The 16,983-nt window shown below is 69.7% G+C and carries 16 protein-coding genes; 8 read left to right on the top strand and 8 right to left on the bottom strand.

Annotation, left to right across the window (positions count from 1 at the left end; all coding sequences use genetic code 11):
- Nucleotides 1–55: 55 nt before the first annotated feature.
- Nucleotides 56–1,474: an extracellular solute-binding protein gene (locus tag H036_RS22665; RefSeq protein ID WP_017935014.1), complete on the bottom strand. Its 1,419-nt coding sequence runs from the start codon at nt 1,472–1,474 to the stop codon at nt 56–58.
- Nucleotides 1,475–1,741: 267 nt separating this feature from the next.
- On the opposite strand from H036_RS22665, the gene H036_RS0111905 reads away from it, so the two are divergent.
- The 3 genes from H036_RS0111905 to H036_RS25385 all read left to right on the top strand — a co-directional run bounded on the left by H036_RS0111905 (nt 1,742) and on the right by H036_RS25385 (nt 5,617).
- Nucleotides 1,742–3,133 (top strand): alpha/beta hydrolase-fold protein, encoded by a 1,392-nt coding sequence (locus H036_RS0111905; RefSeq protein ID WP_017935013.1) that lies wholly within the window; start codon nt 1,742–1,744, stop codon nt 3,131–3,133.
- A 272-nt stretch (nt 3,134–3,405) separates the two neighbouring features.
- Nucleotides 3,406–4,164 (top strand): cytochrome c biogenesis CcdA family protein, encoded by a 759-nt coding sequence (locus tag H036_RS0111900; protein ID WP_017935012.1) that lies wholly within the window; start codon nt 3,406–3,408, stop codon nt 4,162–4,164.
- A gap of 1,069 nt (nt 4,165–5,233) precedes the next feature.
- A complete protein-coding gene (locus H036_RS25385) occupies nt 5,234–5,617 on the top strand; it encodes a hypothetical protein (RefSeq protein WP_157417273.1) in 384 nt (127 codons plus the stop codon).
- 290 nt (nt 5,618–5,907) lie between these two features.
- Here H036_RS25385 and H036_RS0111895 read toward each other — a convergent pair whose 3' ends face one another.
- Together H036_RS0111895 and H036_RS0111890 are read right to left on the bottom strand one after the other, a co-directional pair.
- Entirely contained in the window at nt 5,908–7,380 is a 1,473-nt protein-coding gene (locus H036_RS0111895; protein ID WP_017935011.1) for an MFS transporter, read from the bottom strand.
- A gap of 89 nt (nt 7,381–7,469) precedes the next feature.
- Nucleotides 7,470–7,955 (bottom strand): FBP domain-containing protein, encoded by a 486-nt coding sequence (locus H036_RS0111890; RefSeq protein WP_017935010.1) that lies wholly within the window; start codon nt 7,953–7,955, stop codon nt 7,470–7,472.
- Nucleotides 7,956–8,007: 52 nt separating this feature from the next.
- On the opposite strand from H036_RS0111890, the gene H036_RS0111885 reads away from it, so the two are divergent.
- Together H036_RS0111885 and H036_RS0111880 are read left to right on the top strand one after the other, a co-directional pair.
- Entirely contained in the window at nt 8,008–8,619 is a 612-nt protein-coding gene (locus H036_RS0111885) for a TetR/AcrR family transcriptional regulator (protein ID WP_017935009.1), read from the top strand.
- 79 nt (nt 8,620–8,698) lie between these two features.
- Nucleotides 8,699–9,877, top strand: a complete 1,179-nt coding sequence (locus H036_RS0111880) for a lactonase family protein (RefSeq protein ID WP_017935008.1) — start codon at nt 8,699–8,701, stop codon at nt 9,875–9,877.
- Here the strand turns inward: H036_RS0111880 and H036_RS25710 are convergent.
- From H036_RS25710 to H036_RS0111855, 5 genes are all read right to left on the bottom strand, one after another.
- Nucleotides 9,831–10,760, bottom strand: a complete 930-nt coding sequence (locus H036_RS25710) for an RNA polymerase sigma factor (RefSeq protein WP_017935007.1) — start codon at nt 10,758–10,760, stop codon at nt 9,831–9,833. The genes H036_RS0111880 and H036_RS25710 overlap by 47 nt on opposite strands.
- Before the next feature lie 95 nt (nt 10,761–10,855).
- Nucleotides 10,856–11,467: a LutC/YkgG family protein gene (locus tag H036_RS0111870; protein ID WP_017935006.1), complete on the bottom strand. Its 612-nt coding sequence runs from the start codon at nt 11,465–11,467 to the stop codon at nt 10,856–10,858.
- On the bottom strand, nt 11,464–12,105 hold the full coding sequence (locus H036_RS22655) for a 4Fe-4S dicluster domain-containing protein (RefSeq protein WP_017935005.1): 642 nt from the start codon (nt 12,103–12,105) through the stop codon (nt 11,464–11,466). Before H036_RS22655 ends, H036_RS0111870 begins: the two co-directional genes overlap by 4 nt.
- Nucleotides 12,106–12,148: 43 nt before the next feature.
- Nucleotides 12,149–12,844: a TetR/AcrR family transcriptional regulator gene (locus H036_RS22650; RefSeq protein ID WP_198289957.1), complete on the bottom strand. Its 696-nt coding sequence runs from the start codon at nt 12,842–12,844 to the stop codon at nt 12,149–12,151.
- A 195-nt stretch (nt 12,845–13,039) separates the two neighbouring features.
- Entirely contained in the window at nt 13,040–14,506 is a 1,467-nt protein-coding gene (locus tag H036_RS0111855; protein ID WP_017935003.1) for an MFS transporter, read from the bottom strand.
- Between the two features lie 167 nt (nt 14,507–14,673).
- On the opposite strand from H036_RS0111855, the gene fdxA reads away from it, so the two are divergent.
- From fdxA to H036_RS0111840, 3 genes are all read left to right on the top strand, one after another.
- Nucleotides 14,674–15,000: a ferredoxin gene (gene fdxA / locus H036_RS0111850; RefSeq protein ID WP_017935002.1), complete on the top strand. Its 327-nt coding sequence runs from the start codon at nt 14,674–14,676 to the stop codon at nt 14,998–15,000.
- 108 nt (nt 15,001–15,108) lie between these two features.
- A complete protein-coding gene (locus H036_RS0111845; protein ID WP_017935001.1) occupies nt 15,109–15,879 on the top strand; it encodes an enoyl-CoA hydratase in 771 nt (256 codons plus the stop codon).
- Nucleotides 15,876–16,901 (top strand): LLM class F420-dependent oxidoreductase, encoded by a 1,026-nt coding sequence (locus H036_RS0111840; protein WP_017935000.1) that lies wholly within the window; start codon nt 15,876–15,878, stop codon nt 16,899–16,901. Before H036_RS0111845 ends, H036_RS0111840 begins: the two co-directional genes overlap by 4 nt.
- The last annotated feature ends 82 nt before the right edge of the window (nt 16,902–16,983 follow it).

Raw genomic sequence — 16,983 nt, 5'->3', positions numbered from 1 at the left:
GTGAAGCCGTACGAACGGGTGCCCCACCCAGGGCGGGGCACCCGTCGACGATCTGTCAGTTCGAACCGCTGACAGTGAATCCTTGCGAGGTGGCGTACTTGGTGAGCTGGGACTGGAACTCGGTGAACGCCTCCTGGAGCGTCTCGGTGCCCTTGGTGACCCCGGCGAAGGTCGAGGTCCACTGCGTCAGAGCAGCCGTCATGATCGGCGGCCACTCGGCGGCCTGGACATGCTGCGCGGCAGTCGCGAAGACGGCGTTGGGCGTGGAGTCGCCGGTGATCGGGAGCGTCTTGCTCTGGAACGTCTTGTCGTTGAGCAGGGGCACGTACGCCGGGAACGCGCCGGCGACGTCACCGCTGAGGATCTGCCACGCGTCGTCGCTGCCACCGAACCACTTCACGAACTCGGCCGCCTCCTTGGCGTGCGGCGTGCCCTTCACCACGGCGAGGGTCGAGCCGCCCCAGCTGCCCGAGGCGTTGCTGCCCGCTGTCACCTGCGGCAGCGACGCGGTGCGCCAGTCGCCGATGGTCTTCTTGATGCTCAGCTGCATGCCGACCGGGCCCCAGGCCGGGCTCAGCCGCGAGGCGGTGGCGCCGCTGTCGAAGTTCGACCACTGCTGGGGCGAGAAGTCGGCCGCGGTGGTGGCCTCCTTCTTGTCGATCAGGTCCTGCCAGTACTTGGCGAAGGCCAGCTGCTTCTCGCCGGTGAAGGAGATACCGAGCTTCGAGCCGCCGCTGTAGGTGAACGGGAAGGCGCCGTACTGCTGCATCAGGGCGAGCACGTCCTGCGGGCTCTCGGGGTCGAAGTTGGTGATCGCCGCCTTCGGGTCCTTCGCGTGCAGCTTGTCCGCCGCGGCGGCGAAGTCGGTCCAGGTCGCTGGCGGCTGGGTGATGCCGGCGGCGGTCAGCTGCTTCTGGTTGTAGAACAGCGCCATCGGCCCGAGGTCGACCGGCATGGCGTAGACGTGCGAGCCCTGCGAGACCTGCTGCCAGGCGATCGAGGCCTCGTTGGACTTGGCCGAGTCGATGCCGTAGTCGGAGAGGTCGACCAGGCTGTTGCTGACCTCGAAGGAGGGCAGCTCGAAGTATTCGATGGTGGCGATGTCCGGCGCGCCGCTGCCCGCCTTGATGGTGTCGCTCAGCTTGGTGTACTCGTCGCCCGCGGCGCCGGCGTTCTCCAGGTCGACACAGATGTCGGGGTGGGTCTGGTTGAACTTGTCGACCGCCAGGTCGTAGCCGGTCGGCCAGCCCCAGAACGTGAGCTTGGTGGCACCCGCTGAGCAGGACGCTGTGGTGGAGCTGGCGGTCGAGGTCGGCGAGCTCTTCGCGGCGTCGGAGCCGGCAGAGCTCGCCGTGTCGTCGTTGGAACCCGAACAGGCTGAGAGCGCGAGGACCGAGGCCGCCGCGATGGCCGCCAGGGCCGAGGTACGGCGCGCGCCGACGCGGCCGACCGCGCGGGTGTTCGGAACGTTCATTGCTGCAATTCCCATCGTCGTTGAGGAGACCCGAGCGGAGCGGAGCCGGTTTGTCGGCCGCGTTGGATGCAGAGACTACGCACCGTTTTGCATCGTTGCAATGCCTGTGCCGAAACCATTTCCAGGTCGCTGCGCCGCGGTCGGTCCGCCGTGGATCGTGACCGTGGTCACGGACGTCCTTGACGCTCAAATGCGCCGGACGTAGCGTCGATCGGTCGGTGCCGTGTGACATCGACCACATCTCGGAACCCTCCGAAAGGAGGCCTCATGTCCCACCCCTCCACCAAGAATCGCCGCCTGTTCGGCGCCACCATCGCCGCCGCCGTCCTCGTGCTGACCGCAGCCGGTCTCACCTCCCCCTCCTGGGCATCGGCCGGCCACGGCCGGCCCGCAGGCGCGAGCACGCACGCCAAGAAGGCGCCGGCCGCGAAGCACCACGGCCACCGGATCATCTCTCCCGAAGTGATCCACACCGGGAAGGCCCCGACAGGCTACGAGGTCACCTTCCGCTACGACGACCCCACTGCGACGTCGGTGCGCCTGCGCGGGGAATGGTTCCTCTCCAGCCCCGCCGCCACGACGACCACCAGCTCAGAGGGCCGGTTGCCGACGCAGTGGCGGCCCGGCGACTTCCCCATCGCCAACCCCAACCAGGGCGCCGCACCCAACTGGCCCGTGGTCGACATGACACAGGACAAGGCGACGGGCGTGTGGTCCTACACGACGCCGCTGCCCTCGGGCACCTTCACCTACGGGTTCTACGTCGACTGCACCAGCGCAGCGCCGGCCCTGAGCGGCTGCACCGAGCTGTCCGACCCGGCGAACCCACCCTGGAACACCTCCGGATCCGTGGAGCCCACCAGCCAGGTCTACGTGCCCTCCGACCCACGGTTCGGCACCCTCGACCTGTCCTGGCAGTCGCCGCGCACGCGCACCCACGGCCGACTGCTGGACGTCTCCTACCCCGACGCCCAGTCGACCTCCCCGGTCGGCACGCACCCGCTCGCGGTCTACCTGCCGCCGGGCTACAGCCAGCGGCGACACGCGCCGTACCCCGTCCTGGTCCTCAGCCATGGCGGAGGCGGCAACGAGGTCGACTGGTCGACCCAGGGAGCCGCGGGAGCGATCCTGGACAACCTCATCGGCTCGCGGAAGATCGCTCCGATGGTGGTGGTGATGACGAACTTCAACAACCTGGGCACCTGCACCGGGCAGGACGTGAGCTGCTACGACACCGACCTGCGCAACTACGTGCTGCCCTATGTCCAAGCGCACTTCAACGTGAGCGACGACCCCGCCCAGCGCGCCTTCGCCGGACTCTCGGCCGGAGCCGCTCGAGCCAACTACCTGCTGTTCCACGACACCGGGCTGTTCGGCTACTACGCCAGCTGGAGCATCGGCAACCGCAACGTCCCCGCCGACAGCGATCCGCTGTGGAGCAACCCCGCCCTGCACCAGCTCCTCGGCCTGCAGGTCGGCGGCGGGCTCTTCGACTCCATCACGGTCCCGAGCATCACGGCCTTCGAGACCAGCCTGACCGGTCACGGGGTCCCGTTCACCACGGACATGGTCCTCGGTGGCCACGAGTGGTACACGTGGCGCCAGCTGCTCTACAACTTCCTGACCACGGTGGCGTTCAAGCCGGCGGGCACGCCGTAGCCACACCGGATGCGGCGTACGCCGAGGCGGGTCGGCGATCCAACCGACCCGCCTCGACGAGGTCGTCTCAGTGGCCCGGCGACCCGGCGACGGGATCGGGCATCACGAGGCACAAGCGATGCGGCGCAATAACCTCCGGTATCCTCACCGGCGGGCTGGAGAACAGGTGGGGGCCTACCAGCGCATCGTATGTTCGCCCGCGGGCTGCGACAGCGCACCAACAAGGCGGATGACAAAGCGCTTCGCCGCAAGCGCAACGGAAAGGGTGCTGCATGCATCAGTGGCTGGGAGAAACGGTTTTCTCCGGATCGTTGCTGGTTGCCGCACCCGTTGCCTTGGTCGCCGGCCTGCTGTCCTTCTTCTCGCCGTGCGTTCTTCCGCTGCTGCCGGGCTACTTCTCGTATACCTCCGGCCTCTCCGGCGGAGAGATTGCCTCCGGTAGCGCCAGCCGTGGACGCATGGTGGCGGGCGCATGTCTCTTCGTCTTTGGGTTCGGCCTTGTCTTCACCTTGCTAGGCCTTGGGGCCGGGAGCCTCGGCCGATGGGAAAGCGCCCACGATCGCACTTTAGAGATTGCACTCGGATGCATGACGATCATCTTCGGGGCTGCAACAATCGGCGCGATTCCGCTATTGAGCCGAGAATATCGGATCCATCGGATTCCAGCGGTCGGGCTCGCCGCTGCTCCCGTCATCGGCGCGCTCTTCGGCCTCGGATGGCTCCCCTGCACCGGCCCTACGCTGGGCGCGATCCTGACGCTGGCCTCCATCTCCGGCGGCGCCGTACGAGGCGGTCTACTTTTATCCATATATTCGCTAGGCCTCGGGATCCCATTCATTGTCTTCGCTCTCGCTTGGCGCAAAGCCCTCGGAGCCCTAAGCTTTTTCCGCCGCCACGGACGCGTCGTCCCATGTGTCGCCGGAGCAATGATGATCGTGGTCGGGCTCGCACTCATCTCCGGCTGGTGGTCGTACGGAATCCAATGGCTGCAGTCGCACCTGACAGACCACTGGACTGGCATCGAATTTTGAGGAAAGCCAACTCCATCTCGTAGCTCGTGCAAGACGTCTGCAGCTTGTTCTTCGATTACTTCCGGCCGAACTCGCTGGCGCAGCGACAGGCAGCGGACATCTTCGACGGCGCCTCGAACACCAGGGCCGATGGCCCGGGAGGCCTCGGGCGACCCAAGATCTTCAGTCCTAGGTCACTCCGATCTGGTCCAGCCTCGCCCAAATTCGGGCACTTCACGGCACGGCCTGTCGTTCACCCTTGGGCGTCATCTACGACGCCCCGGCCGGATGTCCGAACAGATATCCGCGACACGAGGCACGATCTGCCGTCGCTCCCCGGCTCGGCCCCCGGCCCCTCCACACGAATCTGATCGTCGTACCCCACTTTTGTGCGACCTCGTGTCGAGGCGACACGCGCCACATTCACGTTGACAGCGGTTCACCAACCGAGTCACATCGCGCCATGAGGCGCCACCGTGGCGCCGACTGACCGACGAGGACGGTCGCGCCGGCCCCGCGCACTTCGTCCCCGCCGGCGATCAACCGACAACGACCATCAATTGACAAAACATGCCTTACTGAGACATGCTATGGCAGTGAGTGCGATGGGCCTTGACTCCAGCGCAAAGCCGATGGGATGAGTTGGCTCCGCGCACCCCGTTCCGCCGTGGGTGGCGACCGCGCCAGACACGAGGACCCGTTGAAGAAGCGTCAACGGCACTATCGAAACCCCTGGCGATGCGCAAAGGGGACTCATTCGCAAGCGGCTTTCGCCATTATCAGGGTCCGGCGATGGATCACCGATTGCATCGCGGCCGGGCCAGAGCCGACCGAGCCTCGGCGAAAACGGTTTCGGTGGGCCTGCACGCACCCGACCACAATCCGACGCGCAGCGCAGATCAGCCCACGACTAACTTCGCCATCCGACTCGTTCACCGGATGGCTCGACACTGCAGATCGAATGTAAGCGCTCGAATTCAAATTGCTTGTACTTGGCTTCCGAGGACTCAGCACAGAGGTAGGCACCTCGGCAGCACCCATCCCCTTGAGGCCAACGACACCGATCCCACCCCGAAAAGAGGAGAAAATTATGCGCGCTATTCTCATTGCGATAGGGGCAATTCTTGCCTCGGCAGCGGCCTTGATCGGCCTCACAACCACTTCGGCCAGCGCCGCTGACGGTCCGTCTATCTTGTACAGCGGAAACTGCACCTCCGGCGGCTATGGCAGCGCTTGGGCTTTCTACTTTGGTGGCAAGGTCGAAGCTATCGACGAGTGCCCAGACGGACACTCAGCGGTTGCGGAATGGAAGATTGGCAGCAGTGGATCCGTATCGAAATTGTGGAACCACAGCGGCGCCGGGAGCGATCCGGCAACGAAGGCTGTATCAGGCGGTACAATTTACTACCGTGCGTGCACGGGAGAATATGGCACCAAGGCCATTCTTCAGTGCGCCGCTTGGAAGCATTCCTGAGAGGGTTTGCCTCGGTCGGCGAGATCTGGACCGCGCCGATGCGCGGGCCGTCGCATGGGCGCAGCTAGAGCGGCGCGGTTCGGAATCAACCTGGAAATCATTCGTCCCGGTTAGCCCTTCGACATCTCCGTTGCGCGCAGCGGGGATATCGGGCGCTCTGCCGCGAGTCCGTGGCAGAGCGCCGGAACGTCACGAGAGGAAGCCCCGGCGCCAGGATGCCGCGTTACCCGGGAGGTAGCCGGCACGCGAAGCCAGATCGGGGCCGTCCCACCTCCAACAACCGACCTGCCTCAGTGGCCCGGCGACCCGGCGACGGGATCGGGCCGGCAGCGCGGCGCCCGCAGCGGCCGGCACACCCGCGGCAGGCCCACCACTGCGATCGCCGACGCGCCGACCAGCAGGACCGCGATCACCCACGTACAGGCCCGATAGCCGTCCTGGAAGCTGCCCACGTCCTCGTAGGCGGCACCGCTCAGGCCGGTGAGGACAGGGATGACGGCGACCGCGAGCAGCGTGCCGGAGCGGGCGACCGCGTTGTTGACCCCGGAGGCAACCCCCGCGTTCTCGATGGGCGCGGTGCTGAGCGCGGTCGAGGTCAGCGGTGCGACGAAGGCCGCCAGCCCGAGACCGAAGAGGCAGATCGCCGGCAGGACGTCGGCCCAGTAGCTGGAGTGCGGCGAGAGACGCAGCGTGAGGATCACCCCGATCGCGCACAGCAGCGGCCCGACGCTCATCTGAAGGCGCGGACCGATCCGGGCTGCCAGCTCACCGCTGCGTGCGGAGAGCAGGAGTGTCAGCACCGTCACCGGCAGGGTCGCGGCGCCGGCCGCGAGCGGCGTGAAGCCGCAGATGATCTGGAGTGCGATCACCAGCAGGAAGAAGAAGCAGCCGAGCGCGCCGTAGAGCACGAAGGTCGCCACGTTGGTGACGCTGAAGACCCGGTCGGCGAAGAGTCCCAGCGGGACCAGTGGGTGGTCGGAACGGCGTTCGACCAGGACGAACGCCGAGAACGCGACCACTGCCACGCACACCGCGACGACGCGTTCGAGCACGGCTCCCCCACCGGAGGATCCGAGCGCGGCCCAGGTGAGCGTGCCCAGGCCGATCACTGTGAGGACCGCGCCCTGCCAGTCCGAGGCGCCGGAGCGCGCTCCAGCGATCCGGTCCTGCCGGGACTCGGGGACGTGCCGGGTCGTCAGGGCGATCACGAGCGCCGCCATCGGGATGTTGATCAGGAAGACCCACCGCCAGGAGGCGACCGCGAGCACCCACCCGCCGACGAAGGGCGCCAGCGCCGTCGCCACGCCGCTGAACCCGGCCCAGGTGCCGATCGCGCGCGCCCGGTCCTCGGGCGCGAAGGCGGACTCGATGATCGCCAGGCTGGCAGGCGTCAGCAGGGCACCGCCGACCCCCTGCACGGCGCGCGCGACGACCAGGAAGGTGATGTTCGGCGCGGCCGCGCACAGCGCCGACGCAGCGGTGAACGCGACGACGCCGGCCAGGAACGCACGCCGCCGGCCGTACCGGTCGCCGATCGCCCCGCCCCACAGGATCAGCGACGCCAGGGTCAGGGTGTAGGCGCTCACCGTCCATTGCAGCCCGGAGAAGGTGGCGCCGAGGTCACGGCCGATGGTCGGCAGTGCCACCCCGACGACCGTCGCATCGATGCCGGCCAGCCCCGAGCCCAGGATCGTCGCGACCAGGACCCACCGACCCGCGCTGGTCGCCAGGCGTAGCGGCTCGGCGAGCGGCGTCTGTGTCATGGGTCCGACGATAGGTCCGCGCCGCCGGGTCCGCATCGATCCATCGCCCTGAGGCGCCGCCGATGCCGCCCCGATGGGGGGTGAGCCGGTCAGGCCGGACGGAGCACCCTGCCGACAAAGGTCTCGAGGTTGGCGACGAGCCGGGCGATCCGCTGCTCCGTGCTGAGCGTCTCGTAGGTGATCGGGGTGGCGATCCGGCGCTTGCCGCGCACGTAGAGCGAGCAGGCGAGATCGGCACAGATGTAGGTGCCGACGGAGTTGCCGGTCTGCCCCGCACGCCCCGCGCGCGTCGCCACCATCAGCGCCACGTCGCCGACGGTCAGGCACAGCGAGCACATCGTCCTGCGCGGCCCCCGCGCCTCCTGGGAGAGCCGCAGCGCGACCGCGAGCAGCCGGTCGTCGTGGAGCGTGGCGAGGTAGGCCCGTTGGGGCGCCTTCGGATCGCACCAGCCCAGGAAGTCCAGGTCATCCCAGGGCTGCGACGCCAGGTCGACGGGGAGGTGGAGCCGGCCCACCTCGCCCTTGGTCACGTTGACGAAGGCCTTGCGCAGCTCGGTCTCGGTCAACGGGATCATGCTGGCGCATGCTAGGTTGCCTAACACTATTAGGCAACCTGAGGAGCGCGCGATGCCACGAGCGGGGCTGAGTCTCGACCGGGTCGCGAGCGCCGGTGCGGATCTCGCCGACGAAGCCGGTTTCGGAGCCGTCACGGTGTCGGTGCTCGCACGTCGCCTGGGCGTCCGGACACCGAGCCTCTACACGTACGTCGAGGGCAACGCCGACCTGCGCGTGCGCATCGCCGCCCTCGCCCTCGAGGAGTCCGCCGACCTGGTCACAGCGGCGCTCTCGGGACGGCGGGGCTCCGCGGCGCTGGCGGCGTACGCCGATGCGTGGCGCGACTTCGCCCGCCGTCACCCCGGCCGCTACGACGCGACCCGGCAGCCGGTCCCCGAGACGGGCGGCGCTGGGTCCACCTCGATGATCGCCGCCGGGCGCCGGCACGCCGACCTCGCCCGTGACGTGCTGAGCGGCTACCGCATCGCCCCGACGGAGCAGACGCACGCCATCAGGCTGCTCGGCAGCCTGGTGCACGGCTACGTCAGCCTCGAGCTCGCCGGGAGCTTCGCGCACAGCGAGCCTTCGAGCGAGTCGTCGTGGCACTACACGATCGCGCAGCTCGACCGCTGGCTTGCCAGCCCACCGCCCCCTGAGGAGGGGCGACGCGCGACGGCCGGCTGAGAAAGACACCGATCCGGGGTAAGACCTCGACTTCCGGGGGCGCAGACGTGATGAGAGACCCTCGATCCGAAGGAGCATCATGTCTGTCCACCGTCCCACCTCCTTGGCCGCCACCGCGGTCCTCACCATCGGGCTCGCCGTCGCGGCCGGCGTCGTACCGGCCTCGGCGACCACCGCCCACGGCCACCCGTCCCGGCACAACCCCGGGCACAGCAGTACGCCGTGGCACGGCCGCGCCAGGCACGCGGTCTTCGTCCAGAACGATGACCCCGCAGGCAACACGATCGTCGCCTACGCCCGCTCCCGCGTCGGCACGCTGCACGAGGTCGGCCGCTATCCGACGGGAGGCCTCGGCGGCGTCCTCGCCGGCTCGGTCGTCGACCACCTGGCCTCCGAAGGGTCGCTCGGCTACGACCACGGCCTGCTCGTCGCGGTCAACGCCGGCAGCAACACGATCACGACCTTCGCGGCGTCAGGCGACCGGCTCGCGCGCCGCCAGGTCCTCCCCAGCGGCGGCACGTTCCCGGTGAGCGTGGCGGTCTCGGGCGAGCGGGTGTTCGTCCTCAACGCCCGTGACGGCGGCTCGATCCAGGGCTACCTGCGGTTCGGCGACCGGCTGGTCATGGTGCCCGGATGGCACCGCGACCTCGGTCTCGATCCCCACCAGACGCCCGAGTTCACCAGCACTCCGGGACAGATCGGCTTCACCCCCGATGGGCGGCGCCTCGTGGTGACGACCAAGAACGGCAGCAATGCGGTGCTGGTCTTCGGTCTGGGTCGATTCGGGCTGAGCGCGACGCCGGTCACCACCCCGCTGCCTGGTGCCGTCCCCTTCGGGTTCGACTTCGATGCCCACGGCAACCTGGTCCTGACCGAGGCGGGCACCAACAGCGTCGCCACCTTCCGCCTCCGCGCGTCCGGCGGCCTGGCCCCGCTGGCCACCGCGGCGACCGGCCAGGCAGCCACCTGCTGGGCCGTCGTGGCGGGTCGGCACGCGTACGCCTCCAACGCGGGCAGCGCGAATCTGTCCGGCTACGCGATCAGCCCGTTCGGCGGGCTCGCGGCGACGGGGACCACGGCTACTGATGCCGGGACCGTCGATGCCACCACCTCACCCGACGGGCGGTTCCTCGACGTCCAGACCGGTGCTGCCGGCATCGTCGACACGTTCGCCGTGCACCGTGGCGGAGTGCTGACCAGGATCGGCTCCGTCACCGTTCCGAACGCGGTCGGCGGTGAGGGGATCGCCGCCGACTGACCCGGTCCGCCGTGTCCGGGACCTCCCCGGACGCGGCGGCCAGCAGGCCGCTGAAGTCGTCGCCGCACGGCCCGCAGGCGGCCAGGTGGGCGACGATGCCCGGGAAGCGCTGCTCGGCCGAGCCGCGGTCGGCGCGGACCAGGTCCACGTAGACGTGCAGGAGCTGGAGCGCCTCGTCGCAGCCCACGTCCGCCGGATCGGTGTGCAGGAAGCCCTCCAACCGCGTCCTGACCTTCACCCCGGGGGTCCGGTAGAGCCGGCGCCGCGGCGGTGTCGCCTCGAGGTAGCCCTCGGCCACCAGCGCGGTCCGCAGCGCCTGGCGGGCGTCGTACAGGCCCTTGTAGACCGCTCCACGCGTGACACCCAGGCGTTCGGCCAGGGCGTCGAGGGGTACGCCGTCGACGACCGCCGAGACGAACACCTCGCGCTGGTGCTGGGTCAAGGACTGCTGCACCGACACCCCGACCGCGGCGACCAGGGCCGCCGCCTCCGCCTCGTGGCTGGGCTCGAGCCCGAACGTCGCGGGCAGGTGGTCCCAGGCATGGGCGTCGGTGGGCGAGGTGTGTCGCCAGTAGTGCCGGCCGATCTTGTGCGACAGCTCGAGCACGACGAACCGATAGGCCCAGGTCGAGAAGCGACTCTCCCCGCGGAACGTCGGCAGCTTGGCCAGCACCGCCAGTACGGCGTCGTCCGCCGCCTGGTCGGCCAGGTCGTCCAGCTCCGGCCCCACGACCGGCGACGCGCTCGCACGCCGTCGGGCCTCGTGATGGGCGACGGCGAGCAATCGTTGGTGCAGGCGTCGGATGGCCGCCTCGCGGTCCTCGCCGCTGCTGGACAGGGCGCGCACCCACTCGGCGGACTCCGCGTCCAGCGCGAGCCCCATGGGCCCACTGTAGGACCTCGGCGCCCGCCCCGGACCGGGAGCAACGGCGCGGTCGACGCGCGACCGGCCGCAGTCCCGTCAGGCGACCGCCTGCGCTAGGCGGCCGGCCCGACGATGATCACGTGCAGGTTCCGCGGGCCGTGCACGCCCTCGACCCGGCTCAGCTCGATGTCGCTGGTCGCCGAGGGACCGCTGATCCACGTCAGCGGTCGGCCCTGACGCACGCTGGGGCCGAGCAGCCCCACCGCGTCAGGTACGTCGAGGACCACCTGCTCGGCAGTGACGATGCAGATGTGCGTGTCAGGCACCAGCGTGATCGCACGACGCCCCTGGCCGGGCCCGTGGTCGAGCACGATGGTGCCGGTCTCGGCGATGCCGACAGCCGCGAGCGTGACGACCGCGTCGATGCGATCCAGCTCGCCGGCCGTCAGGGTGCCGTCGTCTACGGTGGCTCCGGGCACGCTCACCGCCAGGTCAGCGGGGACCACGACCGAGGCGCCGTCGGGCAGCGCCGCGGCCACGGCCGAGGCGAGGTCCTGCGGCGTACTCCTCACGACGGTGGCGCGATAGTCGGCCACCCGTTCGGCGAAGTGCTCCACGACGTCTTCGACAGGGGTCCGTCGAGGCGCCGGCGGCACCGGCGGCACCTCGGTGACGTCGGCCAGGGCCGACCGGACCCGGGCCAGGATCTCCGCTCGCGCGCTCATCGTCCCTCTCCTTCCGACCGACCGCCGTCTGTGCGACTCCACCAGGCCCGGAAGGACTCCGGCGGCGCCGGCGGCAGGTCGCGGGCGCCTGCCCACTTGCTCAGGCCCGGCAGCGATCCGAGCCGGCGCGCCGCCCCGAGACCGACCCGGGTGAACCGCTCGCCGAAGCCGAGCTTGCGGGCGTCCGAGAGCGCGACCGCGGCACCCTTGAAGGCGAGCGCCTCCGCCGTGTGGCCCGACGGCCTGTGCCCGCGACGGGCGTCGACCACTTTCGCGCGCTGGTCGACCAGCACCGAGGGAATGTCGATGCGCACCGGGCACGCCTCGAAGCAGGCACCGCACAGGGAGGAGGCGTAGGGCAGCGAGTCGACCTGCTCGTCGTGCCCCACCCCACGCAGCAGCGGGTTGAGGATGGCACCGATCGGGCCGGGATAGACCGAGCCGTAGGCGTGCCCACCGGTGCGCTCGTAGACAGGGCAGACGTTGAGGCAGGCCGAGCAGCGGATGCACCGCAGCGCCTGGCGGCCGACCTGGTCGGCCAGCGCACGGGTGCGGCCGTTGTCGAGCAGGACCACGTGCACCTCCTGCGGACCGTCGCCCGGGGTGACGCCGGACCAGGTCGAGGTGTAGGGGTTCATCCGCTCGCCCGGGGTCGGACGGCCTGGTCCTCGACGCGAAGGGTCAAGCCTCGAGAGGACCCGGTGCGCGGCTGTCCGCGGTCGGGACGGCTGAGATCCGCCTGATCTGATCCGCGCTCATGGCCGGCTCGCGGCTGAGGGAGCCCGGCGTGGACAGGCCGGCGAGATGGATGTCGAGATGGCGCCGCCAGGCATCGGGCGCGATGTCGCTGGTCATCTCGGCCAGGGCCCGCAGGCTCCAGACCAGCGCCATCACGTCACCGGCAGTGGTGTCGGGGCTGAGGACGCCCGCCTCGACCGAACGACGCGTGAGCTCCTCGATACGACCCCGAATGCGCTCGGCGCCGCCCTCGTCTCCGCGACCGAACATCAGCCCGGCGTAGCGGCGATGAGCCGCGAACGACTCGCCCAACGCCACCAGGAGGCTCTGCAGCCCCGCTCCCCCGGAATCGGCGAGCGCACGGTCGGCGGCCTCCGCCAGCTCGTCGACGACCAGGCCGACCAGGGCATCGATCAGAGCGTCCTTGCTGGCGAAGCGCCGGTAGATCGTTCCGACCCCGACCCCGGCGCGCGCGGCGATCTCCTCCATGCTGGCCTGGGGCCCCGACTCCGCGAGCACTTCACGAGCCGCCTCCAAGACCCGGGCGTCATTGCGGATCGCGTCGCGGCGCGGCGCGCGTCCCGACGGCCTCGTCCCAGGCGCGGTGGCAGGCGCGGTGGCAGGCACAGTCTCAGGCACGGTGCGATCCTAGTGTCGCGTCGTCGGAGTCCCGGGCGCTGCTTCTCAGCGTGCGTGCATCGCGAGGCGGCGGCGCGCTGGACCGGCTGGCCTGCTTCGAGCGAAGCCGACGCCGCGAGGTGCGTGCCGGGCGGCCCGGTGCCCCGTCGACGTCGACGACGGGCACCGGGCCGCCCGTTCCGGGGCGGACGGCCGCTACTCGCTCTCGTCTCCGACCAGCGTGCCGCCGGCCACCATGGCGAGCTCGGGGTGAGGAGCGTCGGTGTCGTCGTGGGCAGGGCGCACCCGCAGCTGCGGGATCAGCAGGCCGGCGACGGCGGCGAGCAGAAGGCCACCGCCGAGCATCGCGAAGCCTGCGCTGTAGCCCGACTCCTTCGGAAGGCCGTCAGCGGCGATCTGCGAGGTGACGATGCTGGCCATGAGTGCCGAGCCGATGCTGCCGCCGATGGTCCGGATGTTGGCGTTCATACCCGAGGCCACACCCGTCTGCTCCGGCGGCACCGCGGCGACGATCAGGCCCGACATCGCGGAGAACGCCAGGCCGAACCCGACCCCCATCACCGCTGTCGCCAGGTAGATCTCCCACTTCTCACCGTGCGCGAACGCGAGGATGGCCATGGCCAGGACTCCGATGCCGCACCCGGCGATGACCAGCACCTTGCCGCCGACCCGCTGGGCCATCCGGCCGGCGAACATCGCCACCACGAACATCGTGATCGAAGACGGCAGCAGCATCAGGCCCGATTGGGTGATGCTCGCACCGAAGCCATAGCCGGTGTCGCTCGGGGTCTGCACGAACTCCGGCAGGAAGGCGAAGGTGGCATACATCCCCACGCCGATCAGCAGGGCGACCAGGTTGTTGGTCCACACCGCCGTCAGCCGCATCATGCGCATGTCGATCAACGGGGTCGTCGAGTGCTGCTCAGACCAGATCCACGCCGCCGCGAGGACGACCGCAGCAACCAGCAGCCCGATCACCTTCGCGGAGCCCCAGCCCCAGTCCGGTGCCTCGCTGAGCGCGACGAGCAGCGCGACCAGCCAGCCGGAGAGCAGGATGGCCGGAAGCGGGCTGATCCGACCCGGCGTACGGACCGGCGACTCCGGCACGAACAGCACGGCGGCCACGGCCGCGATGATCGTGATCACCATCGGGATCCAGAACAGCCAGTGCCAGTCCAGCGCGTTCACGATCGGGCCGGCCAGGACGATGCCCAGCCCTGCGCCGACCGCGCTCAGCGAAGCGATCGCTCCCACCGCGCCCGTGATCCGATCACGGGGGAACTCGTCCCGGATGATCCCGAAGGCCAGCGGCAGCACACCGCCCCCGATCCCCTGGATGACCCGGGCCACGATCATCACGGTGATCGAGGACGCCAGCGCGGCCAGCAAAGATCCGGCCGCCAGTGCGATGAGGGCCGCGACGAACACACGTTCCTTGCCGATCATGTCACCGAGCCGACCCATGATCGGGGTGAAGATCGACGCCGAGAGCAAGTACGCCGTCAACACCCAGGTCGCTGCGCTCTGCGTGGTGTGCAGCTCCGCCTGCACGGTGGTCAGCACCGGCGTCACCAGGGACTGGAGCAACGCATACGCCCCCACCCCCAGCGCCAACACCGCGAAGGTGACTTGATGATGCGGACGCCGACCTGCCAAGGCCATCGAGGTTCCTTCCGAACGGGATCTGACTGCGCAAGTCTAGCCGATTCGGAACCATGATTCCGGATAGAGCGATGTGACCTTGGCCATGCGTCGAGCGCGCACGGCGAGCAACGCAGCAAATGGCCCACATCTGGCAGTGATGTCACTTTTGATCTAGAGTCACGTCCGTGACCTACGTCATCAGCCAACCCTGCGTCGACGTCAAAGACCGCGCCTGTGTCGACGAGTGCCCCGTGGACTGCATCTATGAGGGCGCACGCATGCTCTACATCCACCCGGACGAATGCGTCGACTGCGGGGCCTGCGAGCCGGTCTGCCCCGTCGAGGCCATCGCCTACGAGGATGACGTCCCAGCGCCGATGGCGGCGTTCACCGCGGCCAATGCGGCGTTCTTCGACGACCTCGGCAGCCCGGGCGGCGCCGCCAAGCTCGGCCTGATCGAGAAGGATGCCCCCTACGTCGCCGGCCTCGAGGCCCACGAAGCCACACCCTGATCAGGCCCGGCCAGCCGGGCAGCCACCAGCACCGCAGGCGCCGCAGCGACACCAAGGCACTCCCCTCGGCCGGGTGATCTGACAGTAGTGCTATTTGAAGGAGGCGTGATGGCACCCGACCAGGACCGCTTGATCAGGATCGAGCAGGACGGTGACGTCGTCGTCATCACTCTCGATCGACCCACCCGGCGCAACGCGATGAACGCGGCTCTCGCGGCCGCGACGTGCCGAGCACTCGAGGAAGCGCAAAGCGCCCGGGCGATCGTGCTGACCGGCGCCGACCCGGCCTTCTGCGCTGGCCTGGACCTGCGTGATCCGGGCGTCGAACGGATCATCGACATCCCCCCGTTCATCGCGACGGCGGCCGCCTCGCGCGTGCCCATCATCGCAGCGGTCAACGGCGCCGCCGTGACTGGCGGCCTCGAGCTCGCGTTGGCCTGCGACTTCATCGTCGCCTCCGAGCGCGCGAGCTTCGCAGACACTCATCTGCGGGTCGGCGTCTACCCGGGCCCCGTCGCAGTGCAGCTCCCCCGACGGGTCGGGTCGGCCTGGGCCCGCGAGCTGTCCCTGACCGGCAACTTCATCGATACGGACACCGCGCTCCGGATCGGCCTGGTCAACCATGTCGTGCCCCATGACGAGCTGCTGCCGACGGCCCGGCGGCTCGCGGCGGCGATCGCCGAGCAGGACGCCGGGATGGTGACAGCACTGCGCCAGGACTGGCGGGAGAACGACGGACTCCCCGCCGACCAGGCGCTGCGAGAGCACTACGACCACGCCGCCCGCGGCGGATTCCACGGCGCCACCGCCGCGACGATCACCTCCCGGCGCGACCAGGTCGTGGAGCGCGCCCATGCGAGCGACCCGGGTGTCCGATGAAGCTCGGCTGGCACCTGGGCTACTGGGGTGCGACCCCGCCCCACGACGTACGCACGACTCTCCTGGCCGTCGAGGCGATGGGCTATGACTCGGCGTGGACCTCGGAGGCCTACGGCTCCGACGCCCTCACGCCCCTCGCCTGGCACGGCAGCGCCACCACCCGGCTGCGGCTGGGCACGAGCATCGCCCAGGTCTCGGCACGGACGCCGACTGCCATGGCGATGGCGGCGATGACGATGGACCACCTCTCCGAGGGGCGCTTCGCCCTCGGCCTCGGCGTCTCTGGCCCCCAGATCGTCGAGGGCTGGTACGGCGCACCGTTCCCCCGACCGCTGGCACGGACCCGCGAGTACGTCGACATCGTGCGGCAGACCCTGGCGCGCGACCAGCCGGTCGTCAGCGCCGGGCCGCACTACCCGCTCCCCCACCCCGGCGGCGCGGGCCTCGGTAAGCCCCTGCGGCTGATCACCCATCCCCGACGACCCGGGCCGCCGATCCTGCTGGCGGCGGAGGGGCCGCGCAACGTCGAGCTCGTGGCGGAGATCGGCGACGGCTGGCTGCCGATCCTGTTCTCCCCGCGCCAGGTGGACGATGCGCTCGAGCAGCTGAGCCGCGGTTGGTCCAGGCCCGGCGCTCGACGTACGGCCGAGGACTTCGAGATCCTGCCGATGGCCAGCGTCGCGATCGACGACGACATCGAGGCCGCGGCCGATCGGCTGCGCCCGGCCCTCGCCCTCTACATCGGCGGCATGGGCGCGAAGGGCGCGAACTTCCATGCCGAGAAGTTCGCTCGGCTGGGCTACGAGCGCGAGGCCACCCGCGTCCAGGAGCTCTTCCTCGCCGGTCGGAGGAAGGACGCGATCGCGGCGATCACCACCGCGATGGTCGAGGAGGTGTCCCTCATCGGCCCGAAGGAGAAGGTCCGCGACGACCTCGACGCATGGAAGGAGTCGCCCGCGACCACCCTGCTGATCTCCGGCGACCTGCCGGTGCTGCGCACGATGGCCGAGCTGGTCCTGTAGTGCCGGCCGGGGCTGCTGCTCCGCTCACCAGGCAGCGATCAGAGCGGCCCGCGCCGCCGTGGGTGCATCCTTCGACGAGCTC

The organism is Nocardioides sp. Iso805N, from assembly GCF_000364605.1.
In the GTDB taxonomy this organism is placed as follows: Bacteria; Actinomycetota; Actinomycetes; order Propionibacteriales; family Nocardioidaceae; genus Nocardioides.
This window is presented reverse-complemented; position numbering and strand designations above follow the sequence as displayed.

Bases quoted from the DNA above. Each gene is read 5' to 3' on its own strand.
- H036_RS22665 (WP_017935014.1), bottom strand. From the start codon at position 1,474: ATGAACGTTCCGAACACCCGCGCGGTCGGCCGCGTCGGCGCGCGCCGT.
- H036_RS0111905 (WP_017935013.1), top strand. From the start codon at position 1,742: ATGTCCCACCCCTCCACCAAGAATCGCCGCCTGTTCGGCGCCACCATC.
- H036_RS0111900 (WP_017935012.1), top strand. From the start codon at position 3,406: ATGCATCAGTGGCTGGGAGAAACGGTTTTCTCCGGATCGTTGCTGGTT.
- H036_RS25385 (WP_157417273.1), top strand. From the start codon at position 5,234: ATGCGCGCTATTCTCATTGCGATAGGGGCAATTCTTGCCTCGGCAGCG.
- H036_RS0111895 (WP_017935011.1), bottom strand. From the start codon at position 7,380: ATGACACAGACGCCGCTCGCCGAGCCGCTACGCCTGGCGACCAGCGCG.
- H036_RS0111890 (WP_017935010.1), bottom strand. From the start codon at position 7,955: ATGATCCCGTTGACCGAGACCGAGCTGCGCAAGGCCTTCGTCAACGTG.
- H036_RS0111885 (WP_017935009.1), top strand. From the start codon at position 8,008: ATGCCACGAGCGGGGCTGAGTCTCGACCGGGTCGCGAGCGCCGGTGCG.
- H036_RS0111880 (WP_017935008.1), top strand. From the start codon at position 8,699: ATGTCTGTCCACCGTCCCACCTCCTTGGCCGCCACCGCGGTCCTCACC.
- H036_RS25710 (WP_017935007.1), bottom strand. From the start codon at position 10,760: ATGGGGCTCGCGCTGGACGCGGAGTCCGCCGAGTGGGTGCGCGCCCTG.
- H036_RS0111870 (WP_017935006.1), bottom strand. From the start codon at position 11,467: ATGAGCGCGCGAGCGGAGATCCTGGCCCGGGTCCGGTCGGCCCTGGCC.
- H036_RS22655 (WP_017935005.1), bottom strand. From the start codon at position 12,105: ATGAACCCCTACACCTCGACCTGGTCCGGCGTCACCCCGGGCGACGGT.
- H036_RS0111855 (WP_017935003.1), bottom strand. From the start codon at position 14,506: ATGGCCTTGGCAGGTCGGCGTCCGCATCATCAAGTCACCTTCGCGGTG.
- H036_RS0111845 (WP_017935001.1), top strand. From the start codon at position 15,109: ATGGCACCCGACCAGGACCGCTTGATCAGGATCGAGCAGGACGGTGAC.
- H036_RS0111840 (WP_017935000.1), top strand. From the start codon at position 15,876: ATGAAGCTCGGCTGGCACCTGGGCTACTGGGGTGCGACCCCGCCCCAC.